Below are 19,080 nucleotides of genomic sequence, written 5' to 3'. Positions count from 1 at the left end.
GCCCAGTTCACGGCACAACTGAGCGATACGGTAACTTTCCAGACCGATGCTCTGTGGGCGAAAAGCGACCTTGAATCGCTCAATTACTCGCCAGCCTTTCCTCCTACCCAGGGGCCCAACGGTTCGGGGTTCCAGTCGGCGTTTACCACTTCGCCGTCGAACCCCGGAGTTTCGGCCTTTCTCGATCAGGTCGGTCTCCCACAATCCTCTCCGACCAACCCGATCGTGAGGGTGACGAACGTGCTGTTCCGCCCGTTCGGCTACCTGGGTAACCCGCTCGATGCCGATCCCGAGCGCGGAGCAGGGACCGGCGGCGCCAAGAACGAAGCGTGGCGCATCACCGGCGGTTTCGATTTCGAGCTTGGCAACGACCTGGTCTTCGAAATCGACGGAACCTTCTGGGAATCCAAGCGCGAGGCATTCGCGCCCGGGATCATCGGTTCGCGTCTCCAGGCAGCCCTCAATGGGTTCGGTGGAGAGAACTGCACGGGTAAGACACCGGGCGCAAACGGTTGCGTATACTTCAACCCTTTCGTGAACGCCGGTCCCAGCAATCCTGCGCTCGGCATCAGTAACCCATTCTATGTGCCCGGCGCCGAAAACTCCGAAGATCTTGTCCGCTGGCTGCAGGTACGCAACGGCACGGTCGAAGAGGAAATCCAGGTCGTCTTCGACGCGGTCCTTTCGGGACCCACCGGTGTCGAACTCGGCGGCGGACCGCTGGCGTTCGCGGTAGGTGCGCAGTATCGTAAGAACGACTATCGCACCGATCCGATCAACGACGAATCCAATCTCGACATCAATCCCTGCTTCATCGAAGGCGACCAGAGCTGCGTCGGCACGACGACCGAAGGTGTTGGCCCGTTCATCTTCCTCGGCGGCTTCCGTCCGGCACGGCTTTCGCAGGACGTCTATGCGCTCTTCGCGGAGGTCAATGCACCGGTTACGGATCGTCTCGAACTGGCAGGGGCAATCCGCTTCGAGGACTATGGCAGCCCCATCGGGTCGACGATCAACCCGAAGGGCTCTATCCGCTTCGAAGCCACCGACTGGCTGACGCTGCGCGGATCGATCGGTACCACTTTCCGTGGGCCTCTGGCGATCAACGTTGCACCGAACTCGGTCACCCAGCTGCAGGGCTTCACTGCGGCGGGCGGCAACTACAAGTCGCTCGACGTGTTCGGCAACCCGACCGACCTGGGTCCGGAAACGGCACTGACCTATAACGCAGGCGTCATCTTTAACGTGCCGTTGGGTGCGGCGAACATGACGTTCAGTGCCGACTACTGGGCGATCAACCTCAAGGACCGGATCACCACCACTCCCGGTGATGCCATCGCAAGCCTTGTGGCCAACGGCCAGACCACCGGAAACGCCCCGGTGAACTGCTCCAGCCCGCTCGCCGGCCTGATCACATTCAGCAACAATGTCTGTGTACAGGGCACGACGACCGGTCTCGACATCAGCCGTGTTCGCACCGACTTCGTGAACGGTCCGGACGTCGATATCTCCGGTCTCGACTTCGCTCTGAATGTCGATGTGCCGTTCGGCGAGGCAATGTTCTCCTTCGGCGGCAATGCGGTCTACAATCTGGGCTACGAATTCGACGATTTCGAAGTCCAGGGCATCGTGGTGCAGGAATCCTACGATGCGGTCGGTTTCGGAAACTACTTCCGCGACCCGAACACCGTGCCGGAATGGCGTGCCAACGGATATGCGAACCTGAATTGGGACATGCTCAACGTTCGCTACTCCGTCACCCATATCGACGGGGTGGTCGACGACCGCTGCATCAACCGCGATCCGTGCTTCCAGACATCGCAGGGCCCGACCGATTTCGGTATCGAAAGCGGTTCGTACACGCAGCATGATATCGCCGTGACGCTGCAACTCGACCTGGCAGGTGCTGAAGTCGAGCTGCAGGGCGCGATCGAGAACTTCACCGATGCGGAGCCTGCCGAAGCGCAGCTGCCGCTGGGTTACAACCCGTTCATCGGTAACGCGATCGGTCGCAATTACCGGATCGGGCTTCGCACCCGCTTCTAAGCCGTGCTTCAAGGGCGGGGCGGGCCAAGGTCCGTCCCGCCCTGATTATTTTCAGGACATTTGATGACTACAGCACAAGCTCCCGCCCAAGGCGTGGACACCGTGAGCCCGCGTGCGCGGCGGGTCACGCTTATCCTCCTGACCGTCACCTATTTCTTCAGCTATATGGACCGGCAGATCCTCGCCATCCTGCTGGAGGATATCAAGGCGGACTTGCTGCTGAACGATACCCAGCTGGGCCTGCTGTCCGGCCTGGCTTTTGCCTTGTTCTATGCTACCCTCGGCATCCCGGTCGCAGCGCTTGCGGACCGGATGAACCGGGTCAACATCATCTCCATCGCGCTGGCCTTGTGGAGCGGTATGACCGCCGCCTGCGGCCTGGCGCAGAACTTTGTGCACCTGCTGCTTGCGCGCATCGGGGTGGGGATCGGCGAGGCGGGCTCTTCCCCGCCCAGCCATTCGATTATCGCAGACCTCTATCCGGCGGAAAAGCGCGCACTCGCTCTGTCGATCTATTCCTTGGGCGTGACCTTGGGGGCTGCTGCCGGCCAGATATTCGGCGGCAACCTGACGTACTTCTTCGACTGGCGTGTCGCCTTCATCGCCATCGGCTTGCCCGGCGTTATCCTTGCCGTCATCGTCAAGCTCTTCGCGACCGAGCCGATGCGCCGCGCCGAGCCGGGTGCTGTCGAGGAGACGCAAACCCCCTCAATCAGAGCGGGCTTCCGGTCAATCTTCGGCAATCCAGCAGCCGTCTGGCTGGTCGCAGGCGTCACGATAACCTCGATGATCGGCTATGCGCTGACCGGCTGGACCCCGGCCTACTTGATCCGGTCATTCGGTCTCAATACCCTTCAGGTCGGCAATATCGTTGCGCCCTTGCTCGCGATCGCAGGGGTTGCGAGCGGCCTTGGCAGCGGCTGGCTCGCCAATCGCCTGTCGGAGAAATACGGGCTGAAGGCACAGCCGCTGATGGTCGCCGCACTCAAAACCATCGCCCTGCCGTTCCTGATCTGGTTCTACGTCGCTGACAGCGCGCCGCTTGCGGTAGGCGTCTACTTCATCGCGGTCCTGTTTCAGTCCTGCTATCTCGGCCCGACTTTCGCGCTGATCCAGACGCTCGCGCCGCTGCGCATGCGCGCCGTCTGGGCTGCGATCACGCTTCTCGTCATCAACCTCATCGGGCTAGGCCTGGGACCGACCATGGTGGGCGTCCTCTCGGACTATTTCGCGCCCGAATACGGTCAGGAATCACTACGCCAGGCGCTGTTCGTCATCGCTTGCGCGACCCCAGTCGCCATCTTCTGCTACTGGCGCGCCGCCAAATGCCTGGAGAAGCAGTTAGCTCATCGGCCCGCGGCGGAAGCCGGGGCCACAAGCGCCTGATCGTCGTCAGCGCGCGTTTTCGGCATCCAGTTCGCTTCTGCGATCGATATCGACGAGCATATCGGGGGCCGCCGGCTCCACCATATTGACGTCGGGACCCGCCAGGATGCGCGCCCCGCGGTAGCCGTCGAGTTCGCGTAATTGTGCGAAAGACGCCCTGTCGAAGGCAGCGGGGCACCCAGCCTTGCCGTCGGACTGTCGGGTGAAGAGCGGTCCGCTTGCTTGAGCGAGCGTGCGCAGGTGCGACGCTGTAACCCTGGGCATATCCGCAAGGGCAATCACCACGCGTTCGTGTGCCTGTGCTGCCGCAACCCCGGCCGCGATCGAGGTTCCCATGCCTCGCACTGCCTCGGCATTTACCACCCGATTCCACCGGGTGCCCGGCTCGATCGAATTGCGCGGCGCCATCACGATATAGAGATGCTGAAAGCCTGCTTTTTCGGCAGCCGTTGCAGCCCACGTCCACAGCGGTTTGCCCTTATAGTCCGCTACAAGCTTGTCGCCGCCAAACCTCTCGCTGCGCCCGGCGGCGAGAAGGATCAGCGCGATGCCGGGATCAAGCGGTGTCATGCAATCTTTCGTACTCTGACACGACTTCGGCGAGCGCGGAAAGAGCGAGAGCCTGCGGCGTCTTGCAGGACGGGATGAGCCCCAGTGGGCTGCGAATGCGAGCGATCGCTTCTTCCGTTAGACCTCTTCGCGCCAAACCGAGAGTTCGTGCGATGCGGGCGTTTTCGCCCCCTTGCGCGCCGATATAGAAGGCCTCTGACGAAAGCACCTGTTCGAGGAGGGGCAATTCCCATTCGTGATCGTGGAACAGGAAAAGGCAGGCCGTCCAGCGATCGGGCCTGAAGTCCTTTGCCTCTTTCCCGAGACTGAGAACCGACTTGTCATATGCCATGACGTCCATCCCGAGTGCCATCGCCAAGGCCGAGAGATATTCCAGCTCGGGCCCTTCACCGAAGGCGGCAATGCGTAGGGAAGGCAGGTAGCGGCGCTCGGCAAGGAGCTCGTTATCAGGCAAAGTCATGCTCACCGGAATACGGCGATCGAGCTTCGTCATGGCCTCGCGGCAAGCAGCGCGCGCGGGGTTCGGATCAAGAAGGATGTCGAGGCCGCCGCCGCATGGCAGGCGGAAGTCGATGGTTTTGGACCCGGCTCCGTAGCGGATGAGCGCAGGTTTCGAGATTTCGCGGATGTCGGCGGCAAGCTGCGCTTCGAGGCATCCGTCCGACAGGCTACCGATGGTCGAACCGTCGGGCAGGACCGCCAGTTGCGCGCCTATCCTGCGGGAAAAACTCCCCTCGATCCCGACGATGGTGCAAAGGCCAACGCCCGCTTCGCACGCTGCGGCCAGCGCCGCATGATCGGCGCTGCAGGGGGCAATCGCGGCCAGCTGGTCGAGCATCAGTCCGGCATCGCCGCGAGAACCCGATCGGGCGTCATCGGGTAATCGAAGATGCGCGCGCCGCAGGCGTTGTAGATCGCATTCGCAATCGCGGCTGCACCGCCGCACATGCCGAGTTCGCCAATGCCTTTCGCCTGGATCGGGCTGGCCGCCGGATCGCGCTCTTCCACGAGTACGACTTCGAGATCGGGTACGTCGCGATGGACCGGCACGTGATATTCGGCGAGGTCGCAGTTCACAAGGTGCCCGTCGCGCGGATCAAATTCCAGCGCTTCGGTCAGGGCCACACCGATGCTCCAGGTAATTCCGCCAAGGCACTGCGAGCGGGCGGTCTTGTGGTTGAGCACACGGCCGAACCCGAAGGCACCCAGCATCCGGTCGACGCGGGTTTCGCCCGTGAAACGGTTCACCCTGACCTGCGCAAAGAACGCGCCGAAGCCCGAGGCGGTGAAATCGTCTTTGATGTCGCCCGGCTCGTAATGCCCTTCGCGGGACAAGTCGTTGCCATCGAGTAGCGAGACCAGGCTTTCTCCCGAGGCGGCTTTCCCGTCCTTCAATTCGAGTTCGGTTTCACCGACACCGAGGCGCTGGCCCAGTTCTTCGCGGACCGCCTTGCACGCGATGTAGACCGCCGATCCGATGGAAGCCGCACCCCAGCTGCCGCCAGATCCGGGCCCGCGCGGATTCTTCGTATCGCCCAATTCGACCAGCACTTGCGCAGGTTCGAGGCCCAGCATTTCACCGGCAAGCTGGGCGAGGATCGTGTAGGTCCCCGTACCGATATCGGTCATGTCAGTTTCGACGACGGCACTGCCGTCGGCTTTCAGCGTGACGCGTGACTTGGCCTCGGCGATATTGTGGACGCGCGCGGCGCTCGCCATGCCGGTGCCTACCCACCACTCGCCCTCGCACGTGTGGCGCGGACTGCGGGGGCCGCTGTCCCAACCGAACGCGTCGGCCCCCTGCCTGAGGCATTCGGCCAGCTTGTGCGACGAGAAGGGCAGGCCCTCTTCCGGGTCCTCTTCGGGAATGTTCTTCAGGCGCAGTTCGACCGGATCGATACCCGCTTTCTCGGCCAGTACATCCATGGCCCCTTCGAGCGCGGGCATGCCGACCGCCTCGCCCGGGGCTCGGACCGATCCCGCGGTCATGCGGTGAATCCGCGCGACTTCGAGCATCAGGTCACGGTTCTCGCCGCCGTAAAGGAAGTGCGAGGATTGCAGGACCGGCTCTGCAAAAGTTTCTCCGGGCAAGTTGGAGACGAGTGCGTGATGGCCGAAGCCGATCAGCTTGCCGTTCTCATCGGCCGCAAGCCGAAGATGCTGTGTCGTTTCCGAACGGCGCATCACGCACTGGAACACCTGTTGCCGGGACATGACGACCCGGACCGGCCGCCCGACCTCCTTGGACGCAATGGCAGCTGCGACCACGTCTTCGCTGACGCCAAGTTTCGACCCGAAACCGCCGCCGACGAAGCGGGAGACGAGACGGACGTTTTCTTCTTCCATCCCGAGCGCATCAGCCAGCTCGCTGATATTGTAATTCAGCATCTGTAGCGAAGCGTAGACGGTCAGTTTGTCGCCGTCCCATTGCGCGATGGAAGCGTGCGGTTCCATCGCCGCCGAGGCATGCCCCTTGGTCGTGTAGGTAACGTCCACCGAATGGGCGGCAGTCGCCATGGCGTGGTCGAGGTCGCCCTGCCTAACGGTTTCATCCTCCTGCTCTTCCGCTTCGACAGCTTGGGGATCGAGCGGGGCGCTGGGATCTTCGCGATAGTTGATAGGCAGATGTTTCGCCGCATCGCGAGCCTGTTCGAAGGTTTCCGCCACGACCAGGGCTATGGGCTGGCCCCAGTAACAGACTGTGCCCGGTTCCTGCTGCGGCGCCTCGTCGGCCGTGCCCTGCGCGGCGCGGGTGGTCATCGCGGGATCGTCGATCACGGCAAGCACACCCGGCATCGAAAGTACCGCGTCCTTGTCGATCGAAACGACCTTGCCACGCGTTATCGTGGAGGTGACGAGGACGCCTTCGGCGCAGTCGGCTATCGGGTATTCGGCGGAATAGGGGGCGGTGCCGGTCACCTTGGCCATGCCTTCGACGCGGCGGATAGACTTGCCGAGTACGCCTTGCTTCATTCCGTCGAGGCGGTTGCTGTCGTCCGGTGTGTCTTGCTTGAAATGTACGGTCATGCCGCGGCCTCCGTCGCATTCTGCAGGACGGCGTGCAGCGTTCGCCGCGCCAGCGGTATCTTGAAGTCGTTCTCGCCGAACCCGCGCGCATCTTCGAGAAGGATATCGGCGGCCTTGTCGAACAAGTCGTCGGAAGGGACCTTGCCCATCAGGGCCTCGCCGATGCGGGGATCTTGCCATGGCTTATGCGCCAGCCCGCCGAAAGCGAGATCGGCGCGGGTGAACTTGCCATCCTCGATCTCGACTACGGCAGCTACCGACACGAGCGCAAAGGCATAAGAGGACCGTTCGCGCACCTTGCGATAGATCTGGGTGCCGCCGACAGGTGCGGGCAGGGTCACTGCCGTGATGAGCTCTCCCTCTTCCAGCACGTTTTCGCGCCACGGCGTGTCACCGGGAAGGCAATGGAAATCGCGAACCGGCACCGTGCGTGTATCGCCGCCCGACTTGGCAATCTCGACCTGCGCATCGAGCGCGCTGAGGGCGACCGCCATGTCCCCGGGATAGGTTGCGATGCATTGATCGCTCGTCCCGAGCACCGCGTGCAACTTTGCAATACCGTCGATCGCGCCGCAGCCGCTTCCCGGTTCGCGCTTGTTGCAGGGCTGGTCGATGTTCGTGAAGTAGAAGCAGCGCGTGCGCTGGCACAAATTGCCGCCGGTGGTGGCCTTGTTGCGCAATTGCTGGGTTGCCCCGGCCAGGATCGCGCGTGCCAGAACCGGGTAGTCGGAGCGGACCCGCGGGTGAACGGCGGTTTCCGTATTGGACGCCAGGGCGCCAATCGAGAGGCCGCCGTCGTCAGTGTCCTCGATCCCGCCAAAGCCGATGCGACTGATGTCGGCGAGCGTTTCTGGCGTTTCGACCTGCAGTTTCATGAGGTCGAGCAGGTTGGTCCCGCCTGCTATGGCAAGGGCGGTGTCGTCATGCGTCAGCTGCGCGGCGTCGCCCAGCGTCCTCGCCCGGCTGTAGGAAAACGGTCTCATGCGCTCTCCTCCGCCACTTCGCTTATGGCCGCCACGATGTTGGCATAGGCGCCGCAGCGGCACAGATTGCCGCTCATCCGTTCGCGGATTTCCTCGCCGGTAGCTGCCATTTCGCCTTCGAGGCTTTCACTCGCATCGCTCGGCCAGTTGTTAGCGATTTCCTGAAGCATGGCCGTTGCCGAACAGATCTGCCCGGGCGTGCAATAACCGCACTGGAACCCGTCATGTTCGAGGAAAGCTTTCTGGAGCGCCGATGGATTGTCGGGCGTGCCCAGGCCTTCGATCGTCGTGACCTCGTCACCGTCATGCATGGCTGCCAGCGTCAGGCAGCTGTTGATCCGGATGCCGTTGACGATGACCGTGCAGGCGCCGCACTGGCCATGGTCGCATCCCTTCTTGGTGCCGGTAAGGCCGAGATCGTGGCGGAGGAAATCGAGCAGCGAGGTTCGCGGATCTGACGGCAGGGTGTGCTGCTGGCCGTTGACGGAAATAGTATCGGTCACAATTGCCTCCTTTGCCTTCCCAACTATCGGGAAGCCGAGGGTGTCCGATGACCGCGAAAAAAGTTTGCAGGAGCGGCCCGAAGGAGGACAGACGCCGCTAGGCGCCAGCGCCGCTCCGGTTCAGGCAGCGCTTGCGATCATGACCCTTGCGCTGTCATCGAACGCGACATCGGCAAGCGTGTCGGCAAGCGCGCTCTGGCCAGGTTCGATCCAGCTGTCGCCGATTGTGACCGACCCGGACAGGGGCATGACCTGAACGGTGCCGGTAAAGCGGGACGCAATCTCCTGTGAAGGCTGCCCGATGACCTGCGCGAGGGTGAATCGGGGACCATCGACGAGCATCAGCTCGCGATCCGCGGGGACCGTTCGTGCCAGATCCTCACGGTATGGGAGCCCCTTGGCGACTTTCAGGCCTTCGGAGAGATGCAGTTCGCGCGGGCGCCCGTAATCATAGAGACGATAGGTAATGTCGGTGTTCTCCTGCACCTCCAGCAAGGTCAGTCCCGCACCGATTGCGTGCACCGTGCCTGCCGGGATGTAAAAGAAATCGCCGCTGCTCACCTCACGCCAGTGAAGCAGGTCTTCGATCGTGCCATCGAGCGCCGCAGCACGCATCTCGTCTTCGGACACTTCGCGCACGAAGCCCATGGCCAGTTTCGCTCCGGGCTCGGCATCGAGGATGAGCCAGCATTCCTCCTTGCCCCGTCCGGTCGGGCTGGCTTCGGCGGGCGGATGAACCTGAACCGACAGCTTCTCGCTGGTGAAAAGGTATTTCACGAGGAGACCGTCCATCGATGTGGCGGGCTCGAACCAGATTTCGCCAATGCGCTTGGATTGGTCGTTCAAGGCAAAAGGCGCGGGGAGGCTGTCCATGCCCCACACTTTCTCGACGGTCTTGATCGGCAATTGGCCCGAACTCATTGGTTCGCAGCCCCATCCAGCTTGCCGACCTCCTGCGCGTGATCGCGATTGAGGACGAGTATCTCGTCACCGTCGACGACCACGATGGCATTGTCGAAACCGAGCAGCGAAATGCGCGGTCCGTCGGTATCGATCATCACGGACTTTGCCGATTTGACCTCGGCAGGACCGGAGAGGACATTCTCGCCGCCACCTTGGGCTGCGCGCGCCTCGAACAGCGCATTCCAGTCGCCGATGTCGGACCAGCCCATGTCGGCTGCAACGACCGCAGCCTGTGCCGTGTTCTCCATCACGGCGTAGTCGACGCTTTCGCCAGCGATGGCCCCGAATTGGCCTGCGTCGGGATCGAAGCGCTCGTCCGTCCAGCTGCCACCTTCCACAGAGGCTGCGACCGCCTCAGCCATCTCAGGCCGGTGCTTTGCCAGCTCGCCCAGGAATGCGCCTGCCTGAAACGCGAAGATGCCGCCGTTCCAGACGTAGTCGCCCGATGCGAGGAATTCGCGTGCGCGATCAAGGTCGGGTTTTTCCACGAACCGTTCGATCCGGTGACCGTCGCCCAATGCGTCACCGAGCTTGATGTAGCCGTAACCCGTTGCAGGTCGATCGGGCGCGATGCCGAAGCTGACGAGGTTGCCATCAGCAGCCAGCGATGCGGCTTTCTTGGCACCGGCAAGGAAGGCCGCTTCATTGGCGATGTGATGGTCGCTGGGGCATACGAGCATGATGGCCTCGCGCGGCAGGAGGCTGGCGGCGAGGGCGATGGCCGGAGCGGTATTCTTCGCCGCCGGTTCGACGATAAGCCCGTGCTGTCCCGCCTGCTCGGTGATGAAACGCGTATGCGCTTCGCCCGCTACGATCGTGGGCTGCGCGAAAAATGCAGTATCCGAGACACGATCCAGTGCCTGCTGGAACAGCGTGCGCTCGCCGAGCAGAGGGAGGAAGGGCTTCGGGTGGCTGCGGCGGCTGCGCGGCCACAAGCGCGTGCCGCTCCCGCCGCTGAGAATGATGGGATTGATCATCGACATGATTGCGCGGCGACTAGCAGCGCATCATCGGCAAGTCATCGTTTACTTGCCTTCGATTGCACGCATTCGTTACGGCAATGAAGATGTTTTCTCCCAAGCTTTCCATCTTCGCTCGCCTGCCTATGCCTGGAGAGGTGAAGACGCGCCTCATTCCCGGATTGGGGACTGAAGGGGCTGCGCGGGTCTATGCGCGCTTGCTTGCTCACACGGTGCAGGTTGCAAAGGACAGCGGCCTCGATTTCGAACTACGGGTCACCGGCGGCGAGATCGCGGCCTTCCACGATCTTTTCGGAGCCGACACCGCAGTGGTCGACCAGGGGGAAGGCGACCTGGGCGATAAAATGGCCGCTGTCGAAGGGCCTGCGCTGCTGATCGGCAGCGATTGCCCCGGCATCAGCGTGCCCTTGTTGCAGGCGGCGGCCGGAGCGCTCGAGGATCGCAGCGTGGTCCTGGGGCCGGCGAACGATGGTGGCTATTACCTCATCGGTTTTCGCGAACGGATGCCGTTCCTCTTCGACAATGTGGAATGGTCCACCCCCAAGGTCCTGCCCGAAACACTCGTACGGCTGGCGGCGCGCGGTATCGGACCGGCGATCCTTCCCGAACTGGCCGATATCGATACCGCCGAAGACCTGGCGGCGTGGCCGGAATACGAATGAGTACCACGCTTCTCGTGCCGGTGCTTGACGAGGCCAAGGCCCTCCCGGCGCTGGTCGCCCGTTTCGCCGAACTCGAGCCGCGTCCGGCCGAAATCCTGCTCGTCGATGGCGGTAGCGCCGACGAGACGGTGCAGATCGCGAAAGACGCGGGATGGCGTATCCTTTCCGCTGGACGGGGGCGCGCCAGGCAGATCAACGCCGGCGTCGAAGCGGCGAAATCCGAGAACGTATGTGTCGTCCACGCCGATACCTTGCCGCCGCGCGATATGGTCGAGGTTATCGAGAACACCTTGGCAGCTCGCCGCATTGCCCTTGCCAGTTTCACACCGGTCATTCGCGGACCGGAGAAAACCCGCTGGGGCACGACGGTGCATAATTGGGCCAAGACCTGGTACGCGCCCCTGCTCACGCGGCCGCATCGTTTCTTCCAGGGCGTACGCTTGCTGTTCGGCGATCACGCGATGTTTTTCCGGCGAGCCGACTTTTTGACCATCGGGGGCTGCACGCCCGGCGATGCGGTGATGGAAGAGGCCGATCTCTGCGTGAAGTTCGCGCGCCTCGGCAAGGTGCGCATGGTGCCGCGAAAACTCTATACCTCGGACCGGCGCATAGCCGAGTGGGGCGCGCTCAAGGCGAACTGGATCTACTTCAAGGTCGGGATGCTGTGGGCATTCGGCCTGCGTTCGCGCATGGCGAAACACTATCCCGACGTGCGTTAGTCCGAGGTCAGGAAGCCTACTTCGATACAGTGCTCGATGAGGCGGCGGATATAGGCGCGGCCGGTCTGCGGGCATTGCATGCCGAGGATCTCGCGCACATTCGCATCGTCGAAATGGGGGTCGCGCTTGAAGTAGCTGGCGTAGAGGCCGGCTACCCGCTTGAACAAGCGCCTCTCCAAAGCAGGCAGACTGGCCGGGTCGAATGCGCTGGGCTCGACCAGTTGGGGCTCGTGAAATTGCACGAAATCGCCAATCGCGCCGGTGAAATCCGTGACCGGCAGGGGCTGGGCGGAAACGAGATGGAAGGTCCTGCCTGCGGCCTGCTCCATCGCATGCGCCAGAGCCACTATGCCAGCAGCGACATGATCGATCGGCACGAAGTCGAGCGTTGCGCCAGCGCTCGCGGGCATGTGCTTCACCCGCCCTTCCGCGATCAGCTTGAATGCGGCGTAGGTGGTGTCGAAATGGCGGATCGCGCCGCTCTCGTGCGCGCCGACCACGATCGACGGACGGGCGATCGCCCAGCGCAGGTCGGAAGCGCGCACGAGCCGCTCTCCGGCAGCTTTGCTCGCTTCGTATCCGTTGGCGAAACCGGCCTCCGGCAAGGGGTCGCTTTCCAGAATTGCGCCGTCACGCCTGCCGCAAACATAGGCGGTCGAGACGTGGAGGAAGTCCATTGAGCCCTGCCGGGCAAGCGCCAGCGCGTGCTTCGTTCCATCCACATTGACGGCGGCATAGTGCGCCTCGTCGAGGTCGAAGCGCACCGTTGCCGCGCAATGCACCAAGAGGTCATGGCTGGCGGCCAATCGAGCAAACTCGCTCTCTTCCCATCCGAAGCGGGGCCGGGAGACGTCGCCAGCAATCGTCGCAATTTCGACCGGCGAGCCATCGTTTGCGCGAATGTCGCGATTGCGATGTACCAGCCCTATGACCTCGTGGCCCTCACGCGCCAATCGCGCGCAGATCTCGCCGCCGAGAAGGCCGGCCGCGCCTGTGACCAGCACTCTCATGTGCCGCGCTTTCGCAAGATGTAACCGATGGGAATTTTCCGCCGAATGGGAGGGTTATTGCGAGAAAGTTCGCATCTTGATCAAATTCGGTTACGGGACAAGCAATGAAATTTACACACGACGTTATCGTAATCGGAGGCGGCGCTGCCGGTTTGACGGCAGCCGGAGGATGTGCGCTGTTCGGTCTCGAGGTGGCGTTGATCGAAGGCCGCAAGATGGGCGGCGAATGTCTCAACGACGGCTGCGTGCCGTCCAAGGCCCTGATCACTGCCGCAAAGCGCGCTGCCGAGGCGCGCGAAAGCGAACGCTACGGCGTTACGCTCGCCGCGCCCAAGGTCGATTGGCGCGGGGTACAGCAGCATATCCGCGATGCCATCGCCGCGATCGAGCCGCATGACAGCGAAGAACGCTTCGAGGAAATGGGCTGCGAAGTCATCCGCGACTGGGCGCGCGTCACGGGGGCGCAAACCGTCGAGGTCGCCGGGCGCACGCTGAGTGCACCGCGGATCGTCATCGCTACCGGCTCCAAGCCTGCCGTGCCGCCCATCGATGGCGTCGACAGCGTCCCCTACCTCACCAATGAGAATATCTTCGAGATCGAGGAATTGCCCGAGCATCTCGTTATCGTTGGTGGCGGCGTCATCGGGATGGAGATGGCGCAGGCTTTCCGGCGCCTTGGCAGCGCGGTAACCGTAGTCGAGCCGGGCGAACTGATGGGCCGTGACGACCGCGACAGCGTCGCTATCGTGCGAGAAACCATGGAAGGCGAGGGCGTGCGCTTCGTCAAAGGGCTTGCTTCGGCCGTCACCGGTTCTGCCGGTGCGGTGGAACTGACGGTCGGTGACGAAACGATCGCCGGTTCGCACCTCCTGATCGCCACCGGACGCACCGCGAACTGCACGGGCTTTGGCCTGGAAGATATCGGTGTCGAGATGGGCAAGGGCGGGATCGTCACCGACGATCGCCGCCGCACTTCCGTGAAAGGCATCTATGCGATTGGCGATTGCCGCGACGGTCCCCGGCTGACGCACGTGTCGGGCTATGAAGGCTCCAACGTGGCGCTCGAAATCACACTCGGCGTGCCAACAAAGGTCGATTACACTGCGCTTCCCTGGTGCACCTATACCGAACCCGAAGTGGCCCAGATCGGTCTCACCGAAAGCGAAGCGCGCGCAAAGCATGGCGATGCGATCCGCGTTGTAACCGAGAGCTTCCACGACAACGAACGCGCCCTCACCGAAGGCAATGACACGGGCCAGGTGAAGGTCATGTTCAAGGGCAAGAAGGTGGTCGGCGCCAGCCTTGTGGGCAAGAATGTGGGCGAATTGCTGCTGCCGTTCAGCCAGACGATCACCGGCAAGAGCAGTACCTTTGCGCTCGGTTCCGCGATCATTGCCTATCCCACCCGGAGCGAGATTACAAAGGCCACCGCGTTCCAGGCGTGGGAGCCGACCGTGTTCGGCCCGGTCCCGAAGAAATGGGCCGGTTTCCTCGCCTCCATGCGGCGCCGACTGGGATGAGCAAGCAGGCAAGGATGCGCAATGCGCCGGCCGGGCCGTCGCCATTTGCGGTGGCGGGCGACCTCTTGCCGGCGGAAAAGTTTTCCGATCCGCAATGGACGGCAAAGGGCGAGCCGCGCGCCAGCGTCCCGCTCACGAAGCTGGACACGCTGTGGCTCAACACCGGGACGCTGTGCAATCTCGCCTGCGCAACCTGCTATATCGAGAGCAGCCCGACCAATGATGCGCTGATCTACCTCGCCGCGAGCGACGCTGCCCGCTTCCTCGACGAAGCGGAGGCGATGGGCACGCGCGAGATCGGGTTCACCGGCGGCGAGCCCTTCATGAACCCCGACTTCCCGACCATGCTGGAAGACAGCCTCGCCCGCGGTTTCGAGGTGCTGATCCTCACCAATGCGATGCGGCCGATGCGGCGTCATGAGGCGCTGTTGCTGAAGCTGCGACAGGCTTATGGCGAAAAGCTGACCTTGCGCGTCAGTCTCGACCACCACTCGCGGACCGTTCACGAGGGAGAGCGCGGGGCAAACAGCTGGGCGCCGGCGATGGCCGGGCTGGAATGGCTATCGGCACACGGATTCTCGATCGCTGTCGCGGGGCGCTTGCTGCCTCTTGAAGGCGAACAGGACGCGCGCACTGCCTACGCCCGATTGTTCGAGGCCGAAGGGATAGGCATCGACGCATATGATCCGGCACGGCTGGTCCTCTTTCCCGAGATGGATGCAGGCAAGGACATCGCTGAGATCACGACGGCGTGCTGGGACATTCTCGGGAAATCGCCGTCAGACATCATGTGCGCCACCAGCCGCATGGTCGTGCACCGGAAAGGCGAAGACGCGCCGCAGGTGGCGGCCTGTACGCTGATCCCGCACCATCCGGAGTTCCTGCTCGGCGGGACGCTGGCAGAAGCGTCCTGCGACGTGGCGCTCAACCATCCCCATTGCGCGCGCTTTTGCGTGCTCGGCGGAGCGAGTTGCTCTGCCTAGGAGCCAAATTGTCGCAGGGCCGTTGAGGGACCATGTTCTTCGATGACAAATGGCTCGATATCGCCGCGCGCGGTTCCATCCTCACTGCACTTGCCCTGGTCTGGATCGTCCTGCTGATCCGCATTGTCGGATTGCGGTCGCTGTCCAAGATGACCAATTTCGACTTCGTGATGACGGTTGCGCTTGGTTCGCTGCTGGCCAGCGCGAGCCAGGTCACCGAGTGGGGCGCCTATGTGCAGATCCTCGTCGGGGTGGCGATGCTGTTCATCGTGCAGGTCGCTGCGGCTCTCCTGCGACGGCAGTCTGAAAGCATCGAGGCTGCGATCCAGAATTGCCCCGTCTACCTGATGCGGGATGGAGTGATCGACGAGAAAGCTCTCGCCAAGACGCGCGTGGCGCATAGCGACCTGATCGCGAAATTGCGCGAGGCCAATGTCATGCATTTCGACGAGGTTCGCGCAGTCGTGCTGGAGGCGACCGGCGACGTGTCGGTCCTTCACGGCGAAGCGCTCGATGAGCGCCTCACCCAGGATGTAGAGGAAGCCTAGAGCGTCTTCTTGTCGAGGTATTTCGCCAGCGCCACGCCGCCTGTGATCAGGAACGGCACGAGGACAATGCTGAGCGCGACCTTGGCGAGCACCTGTCCGATCAGGAGCGGAGTGATGTCGAACTGGCCGTAGAAGGCTAGGGTCACGAAGATCACCGAATCGATGGCCTGGCTCAGCGCCGAAGCGATGGCGCCGCGCGCCATGAGACCAAGCGTGTTCGCTTCCCCGCTTCCACGCAGGCGCGAGAAGATCCACACGTTCAGCAATAGCGAGACGATATAGGCTGCAGGGCCCGCAGCCATGATGCGCGGCGTTTGCGCTAGCACAGTGTTGAACGCGTCGAGATCGGTGCTGCGATATTCGAGCATTTCAGGCGATGCCGGAAGCGACAGTACCAGGAAGATCAGCGCCGCCGACACAGCCAGCGGCAGGAATCCCCACCACACCAGCCTGCGCGCCAGTTTCTCTCCGTAAAGTTGGGCGATCGTGCTCGAAATCACGACCAGACCAAGGAATGCGAAGATACCCGATTCGACCGCCAGCTGCGTCGGCCACAGCTGCACCTGCTTGAAGGCGAGGACGCCCGCGATAACGGTCAGGCCGCCATACAGCACGAGGAATACGAACAGGCCCAGCGGCATGGCTGCTGCGGCAAGGCGGGTTTCATTAGCCGGGTGGTCGGTCATGTCTGGATTGGGGCCGATCTTTACAAACTGGTGACAGCCGAAGCTGGCGGAGCGCGCGAAAATTGACTAAGCGGAGCCGCCGCGCAAGGTAGCGGCTAATTTCATCCGCAACTAGTCGCATCGCGAAGGGGTCCGCAATGCCGCCTTTCCTTATCAATGCTATCGGTATCCTCGCGATACTTTTCATCGCCTTCCTGCTTTCGACCGGCAAGCGGCGCATCAAGCTGCGCGTCGTCGGGGCCGCCTTCGCGCTCCAGGCGCTGATGGCGCTACTGGTCCTGCGCACGCCCTGGGGTGTCGAAGCGATCCAGGCGATGTCCAACGGCGTCATTGCCCTGCTCGATTATTCGAAGGCCGGTATCACCGCGATCTTCGGTCCGATGGATGCGAACCCTTTCACCAATACCTTCGTGATTGCCGCTCTGCCGGTCATCATCTTCTTCGCAGCGCTCGTCTCGATCCTCTATCACTGGGGCATCATGCAGCGCCTGGTCCGCTGGGTCGGCGGCGCGATCGGCTGGATCACCGGCATCAGCAAGGTCGAAGCACTCGGCAGCGCGGCCAACATCTTCGTCGGCCAGTCCGAAAGCCCGCTGGTCGTGCGTCCCTATCTCGCGTCGCTGACGCCCAGCCGCCTGTTCACGCTGATGAGCGTCGGCATGGCCGGTGTCGCAGGCACGATCCTGGCGGCCTATGCCAGCTTCATCGGTGCCGAGGCCGTACCGTTCCTTCTCGCGGCTGCCTTCATGTCCGCGCCGGGCGGCATCCTGATGGCCAAGATCATCATGCCCGACGACGAAAGCGATCTTGCAAAAGACGCGGCTGAACTGGCCGAAGTGAAACTGCCCGATGCACGCATCAGCGCCGAAGGCCCTGCCGCGCTCACCGAAAGCGGCCGCCCGCACGAGGTCGAGGTGGCAGAGACCTTCGAGGAAGGTCACAAGCCGGCCAACGTCATCGAAGCTGCCGCGCAGGGCACCCAGACCGGTGTGAAGCTGGCGGTGGCCGTCGGTGCGATGGTCATGGTCTTCGTGGCGCTGGTTGCGCTGGCCAATGGCATCCTCGGCGGTATCGGCGGCTGGTTCGGTTATCCCGACATCAGCTTCCAGCAATTGCTCGGCTTCGTTTTTGCGCCGGTCATGTACCTCATCGGTATTCCATGGGAGCAGGCCGGTGCTGCAGGCGGACTGTTCGGTACCAAGATCGTGCTCAACGAATTCGTCGCCTTCATCGAGCTTGGCGCAATGGATGCCGCAACCCTGACCGACCGCAGCCGCGCCATCGTGACTTTCGCGCTGTGCGGTTTCGCCAATTTCAGCTCCATCGCGATCCAGATGGCGGTGACGGGCGGCCTTGCGCCAAATCAAAGACCCGTCATTGCAAAGCTCGGTATCCGCGCGCTTGCCGCTGGTAGCCTTGCCAATCTGATGAGCGCAGCACTGGCGGGACTCTTCCTGCCGTATTAAGGGCCGCATTCATTATGACCGACTCGAACACCGACATTGCGGTTGTGTCCCTGGCACAGCCGCTCGCATCCATTGCCGACGAACTTGGCCGCAGCTTCCAGGAATACGGCTTCGCCGTCGTCCGCGATCATGGCATTCCTCAGGACCTGATCGACCGGGCCGAAGAACTGTCGAAGCAGTTCTTTGCCCTGCCCGACGACGTGAAGAAGGCCTATCACATCCCGGGCGGCGGCGGTGCGCGCGGCTACACGCCCTTCGGCACGGAAAAGGCCAAGGACGCGAATGTCCACGACCTGAAGGAATTCTGGCACGTCGGACGCGAACTGCCCGAAGGCCATCCGCTCTCGCAATTCATGGCCGACAATGTCTGGCCCAGCGAAGTGGACGGTTTCCGCCAGACCTTCAGTGAACTCTACTCCGCATTCGAAGAAGCGGGCGGCCGCGTCCTCGAAGCGATCGCATTGCATCTCGGCCTGCCGCAGGATTTCTTTGCGGCGACCGTGGAAGACGGCAACTCGGTAATGCGCCTGCTGCGCTATCCGCCGCTCGAAGGCAAAGAGGCGGAAGGCGCCATTCGCGCGGCGGCCCATGGTGACATCAACACCATCACGCTCCTCCTCGGGGCGGAAGAGGCCGGTCTCGAATTGCTGACCAAGCAGGACGAATGGAAGGCCGTCGACGTCCCCGAAGGCGCGCTGGTCATCAATGTCGGCGACATGCTCGACCGGCTGACCAACGGCAAGCTGCGCTCGACGACGCACCGAGTGGTAAACCCGCGCGGCGAAGCTGCGTACCGGGCACGCTATTCGATGCCTTTCTTCCTGCATTTTCGTCCCGACTATACGATCGAGACGCTGGAAAGCTGCATCGATCCGGAGAATCCGGATGCACACCCCGAACCGATATCAAGCCACGATTTCCTCATGCAGCGCCTGCGCGAGATCAATCTGGCCTGATTGCTGCGTTGCAGCAATACCGGTCTCGGAATCTGCGCCCTTGCGGCTACAAACACAAAAAATCGGTGGTGA

General features: G+C 62.7%; 18 protein-coding genes. 9 read left to right on the top strand and 9 right to left on the bottom strand.

Going from position 1 to position 19,080, the window contains the following annotated elements; genetic code table 11:
- Positions 1–240 precede the first annotated feature (240 nt).
- Together BM173_RS14710 and BM173_RS00555 are read left to right on the top strand one after the other, a co-directional pair.
- Entirely contained in the window at positions 241–2,046 is a 1,806-nt protein-coding gene (locus BM173_RS14710) for a TonB-dependent receptor domain-containing protein (RefSeq protein WP_245755708.1), read from the top strand.
- Positions 2,047–2,109: 63 nt separating this feature from the next.
- On the top strand, positions 2,110–3,432 hold the full coding sequence (locus tag BM173_RS00555; protein WP_090476348.1) for a spinster family MFS transporter: 1,323 nt from the start codon (positions 2,110–2,112) through the stop codon (positions 3,430–3,432).
- 6 nt (positions 3,433–3,438) lie between these two features.
- On the opposite strand, the gene BM173_RS00550 is transcribed toward BM173_RS00555, so the two are convergent.
- From BM173_RS00550 to BM173_RS00520, 7 genes are all read right to left on the bottom strand, one after another.
- Positions 3,439–4,002, bottom strand: coding sequence for a nucleotidyltransferase family protein (locus BM173_RS00550; RefSeq protein ID WP_090476346.1), 564 nt, complete (start codon positions 4,000–4,002; stop codon positions 3,439–3,441).
- Complete coding sequence (locus BM173_RS00545) at positions 3,989–4,840, bottom strand: XdhC family protein (RefSeq protein ID WP_090476345.1); 852 nt, start codon at positions 4,838–4,840, stop codon at positions 3,989–3,991. The genes BM173_RS00550 and BM173_RS00545 overlap by 14 nt, the downstream gene beginning before the upstream one ends.
- Complete coding sequence (locus BM173_RS00540) at positions 4,840–7,029, bottom strand: xanthine dehydrogenase family protein molybdopterin-binding subunit (protein WP_090476343.1); 2,190 nt, start codon at positions 7,027–7,029, stop codon at positions 4,840–4,842. The genes BM173_RS00545 and BM173_RS00540 overlap by 1 nt, the downstream gene beginning before the upstream one ends.
- Positions 7,026–8,012, bottom strand: a complete 987-nt coding sequence (locus BM173_RS00535) for an FAD binding domain-containing protein (protein WP_090476341.1) — start codon at positions 8,010–8,012, stop codon at positions 7,026–7,028. Before BM173_RS00535 ends, BM173_RS00540 begins: the two co-directional genes overlap by 4 nt.
- The gene (locus tag BM173_RS00530; RefSeq protein ID WP_090476340.1) at positions 8,009–8,515 is read right to left on the bottom strand and encodes a 2Fe-2S iron-sulfur cluster-binding protein; all 507 of its coding nucleotides are present in this window, start codon (positions 8,513–8,515) and stop codon (positions 8,009–8,011) included. Before BM173_RS00530 ends, BM173_RS00535 begins: the two co-directional genes overlap by 4 nt.
- A gap of 120 nt (positions 8,516–8,635) precedes the next feature.
- Positions 8,636–9,436, bottom strand: a complete 801-nt coding sequence (locus BM173_RS00525; protein WP_090476338.1) for a class I mannose-6-phosphate isomerase — start codon at positions 9,434–9,436, stop codon at positions 8,636–8,638.
- Positions 9,433–10,461, bottom strand: coding sequence for a mannose-1-phosphate guanylyltransferase (locus BM173_RS00520; RefSeq protein ID WP_090476336.1), 1,029 nt, complete (start codon positions 10,459–10,461; stop codon positions 9,433–9,435). Before BM173_RS00520 ends, BM173_RS00525 begins: the two co-directional genes overlap by 4 nt.
- Before the next feature lie 83 nt (positions 10,462–10,544).
- On the opposite strand from BM173_RS00520, the gene BM173_RS00515 reads away from it, so the two are divergent.
- Together BM173_RS00515 and BM173_RS00510 are read left to right on the top strand one after the other, a co-directional pair.
- The gene (locus tag BM173_RS00515) at positions 10,545–11,120 is read left to right on the top strand and encodes a TIGR04282 family arsenosugar biosynthesis glycosyltransferase (protein ID WP_090478257.1); all 576 of its coding nucleotides are present in this window, start codon (positions 10,545–10,547) and stop codon (positions 11,118–11,120) included.
- Positions 11,117–11,839 (top strand): glycosyltransferase, encoded by a 723-nt coding sequence (locus tag BM173_RS00510; RefSeq protein ID WP_090476334.1) that lies wholly within the window; start codon positions 11,117–11,119, stop codon positions 11,837–11,839. The genes BM173_RS00515 and BM173_RS00510 overlap by 4 nt, the downstream gene beginning before the upstream one ends.
- On the opposite strand, the gene BM173_RS00505 is transcribed toward BM173_RS00510, so the two are convergent.
- A complete protein-coding gene (locus tag BM173_RS00505; protein ID WP_090476332.1) occupies positions 11,836–12,849 on the bottom strand; it encodes an SDR family oxidoreductase in 1,014 nt (337 codons plus the stop codon). The genes BM173_RS00510 and BM173_RS00505 overlap by 4 nt on opposite strands.
- A 104-nt stretch (positions 12,850–12,953) precedes the next feature.
- Between BM173_RS00505 and BM173_RS00500 the strand changes: the two genes are divergently transcribed.
- The 3 genes from BM173_RS00500 to BM173_RS00490 are packed head-to-tail and all read left to right on the top strand — an operon-like array spanning position 12,954 to position 15,900.
- Positions 12,954–14,369 carry a dihydrolipoyl dehydrogenase family protein gene (locus BM173_RS00500; protein ID WP_090476330.1) on the top strand — a complete coding sequence of 472 codons (1,416 nt, stop codon included), beginning with the start codon at positions 12,954–12,956 and terminating at the stop codon, positions 14,367–14,369.
- Entirely contained in the window at positions 14,366–15,352 is a 987-nt protein-coding gene (locus BM173_RS00495; protein ID WP_090476328.1) for a radical SAM protein, read from the top strand. The genes BM173_RS00500 and BM173_RS00495 overlap by 4 nt, the downstream gene beginning before the upstream one ends.
- A gap of 32 nt (positions 15,353–15,384) precedes the next feature.
- Positions 15,385–15,900, top strand: a complete 516-nt coding sequence (locus BM173_RS00490) for a DUF421 domain-containing protein (RefSeq protein ID WP_090476326.1) — start codon at positions 15,385–15,387, stop codon at positions 15,898–15,900.
- Here the strand turns inward: BM173_RS00490 and BM173_RS00485 are convergent.
- Positions 15,897–16,586 (bottom strand): queuosine precursor transporter, encoded by a 690-nt coding sequence (locus tag BM173_RS00485; RefSeq protein WP_090476324.1) that lies wholly within the window; start codon positions 16,584–16,586, stop codon positions 15,897–15,899. The genes BM173_RS00490 and BM173_RS00485 overlap by 4 nt on opposite strands.
- Before the next feature lie 137 nt (positions 16,587–16,723).
- Between BM173_RS00485 and BM173_RS00480 the strand changes: the two genes are divergently transcribed.
- Both BM173_RS00480 and BM173_RS00475 read left to right on the top strand, forming a co-directional pair.
- The gene (locus tag BM173_RS00480) at positions 16,724–18,052 is read left to right on the top strand and encodes a NupC/NupG family nucleoside CNT transporter (RefSeq protein WP_090476322.1); all 1,329 of its coding nucleotides are present in this window, start codon (positions 16,724–16,726) and stop codon (positions 18,050–18,052) included.
- A gap of 14 nt (positions 18,053–18,066) precedes the next feature.
- Entirely contained in the window at positions 18,067–19,008 is a 942-nt protein-coding gene (locus BM173_RS00475; RefSeq protein ID WP_090476321.1) for an isopenicillin N synthase family dioxygenase, read from the top strand.
- The last annotated feature ends 72 nt before the right edge of the window (positions 19,009–19,080 follow it).

Origin of the sequence: Qipengyuania nanhaisediminis, assembly GCF_900115585.1 — a bacterium.
Lineage (GTDB): Bacteria > Pseudomonadota > Alphaproteobacteria > Sphingomonadales > Sphingomonadaceae > Qipengyuania > Qipengyuania nanhaisediminis.
Note: the sequence above shows the minus strand (reverse complement) of the source record. Positions and strands in the feature narration are given on the sequence as shown.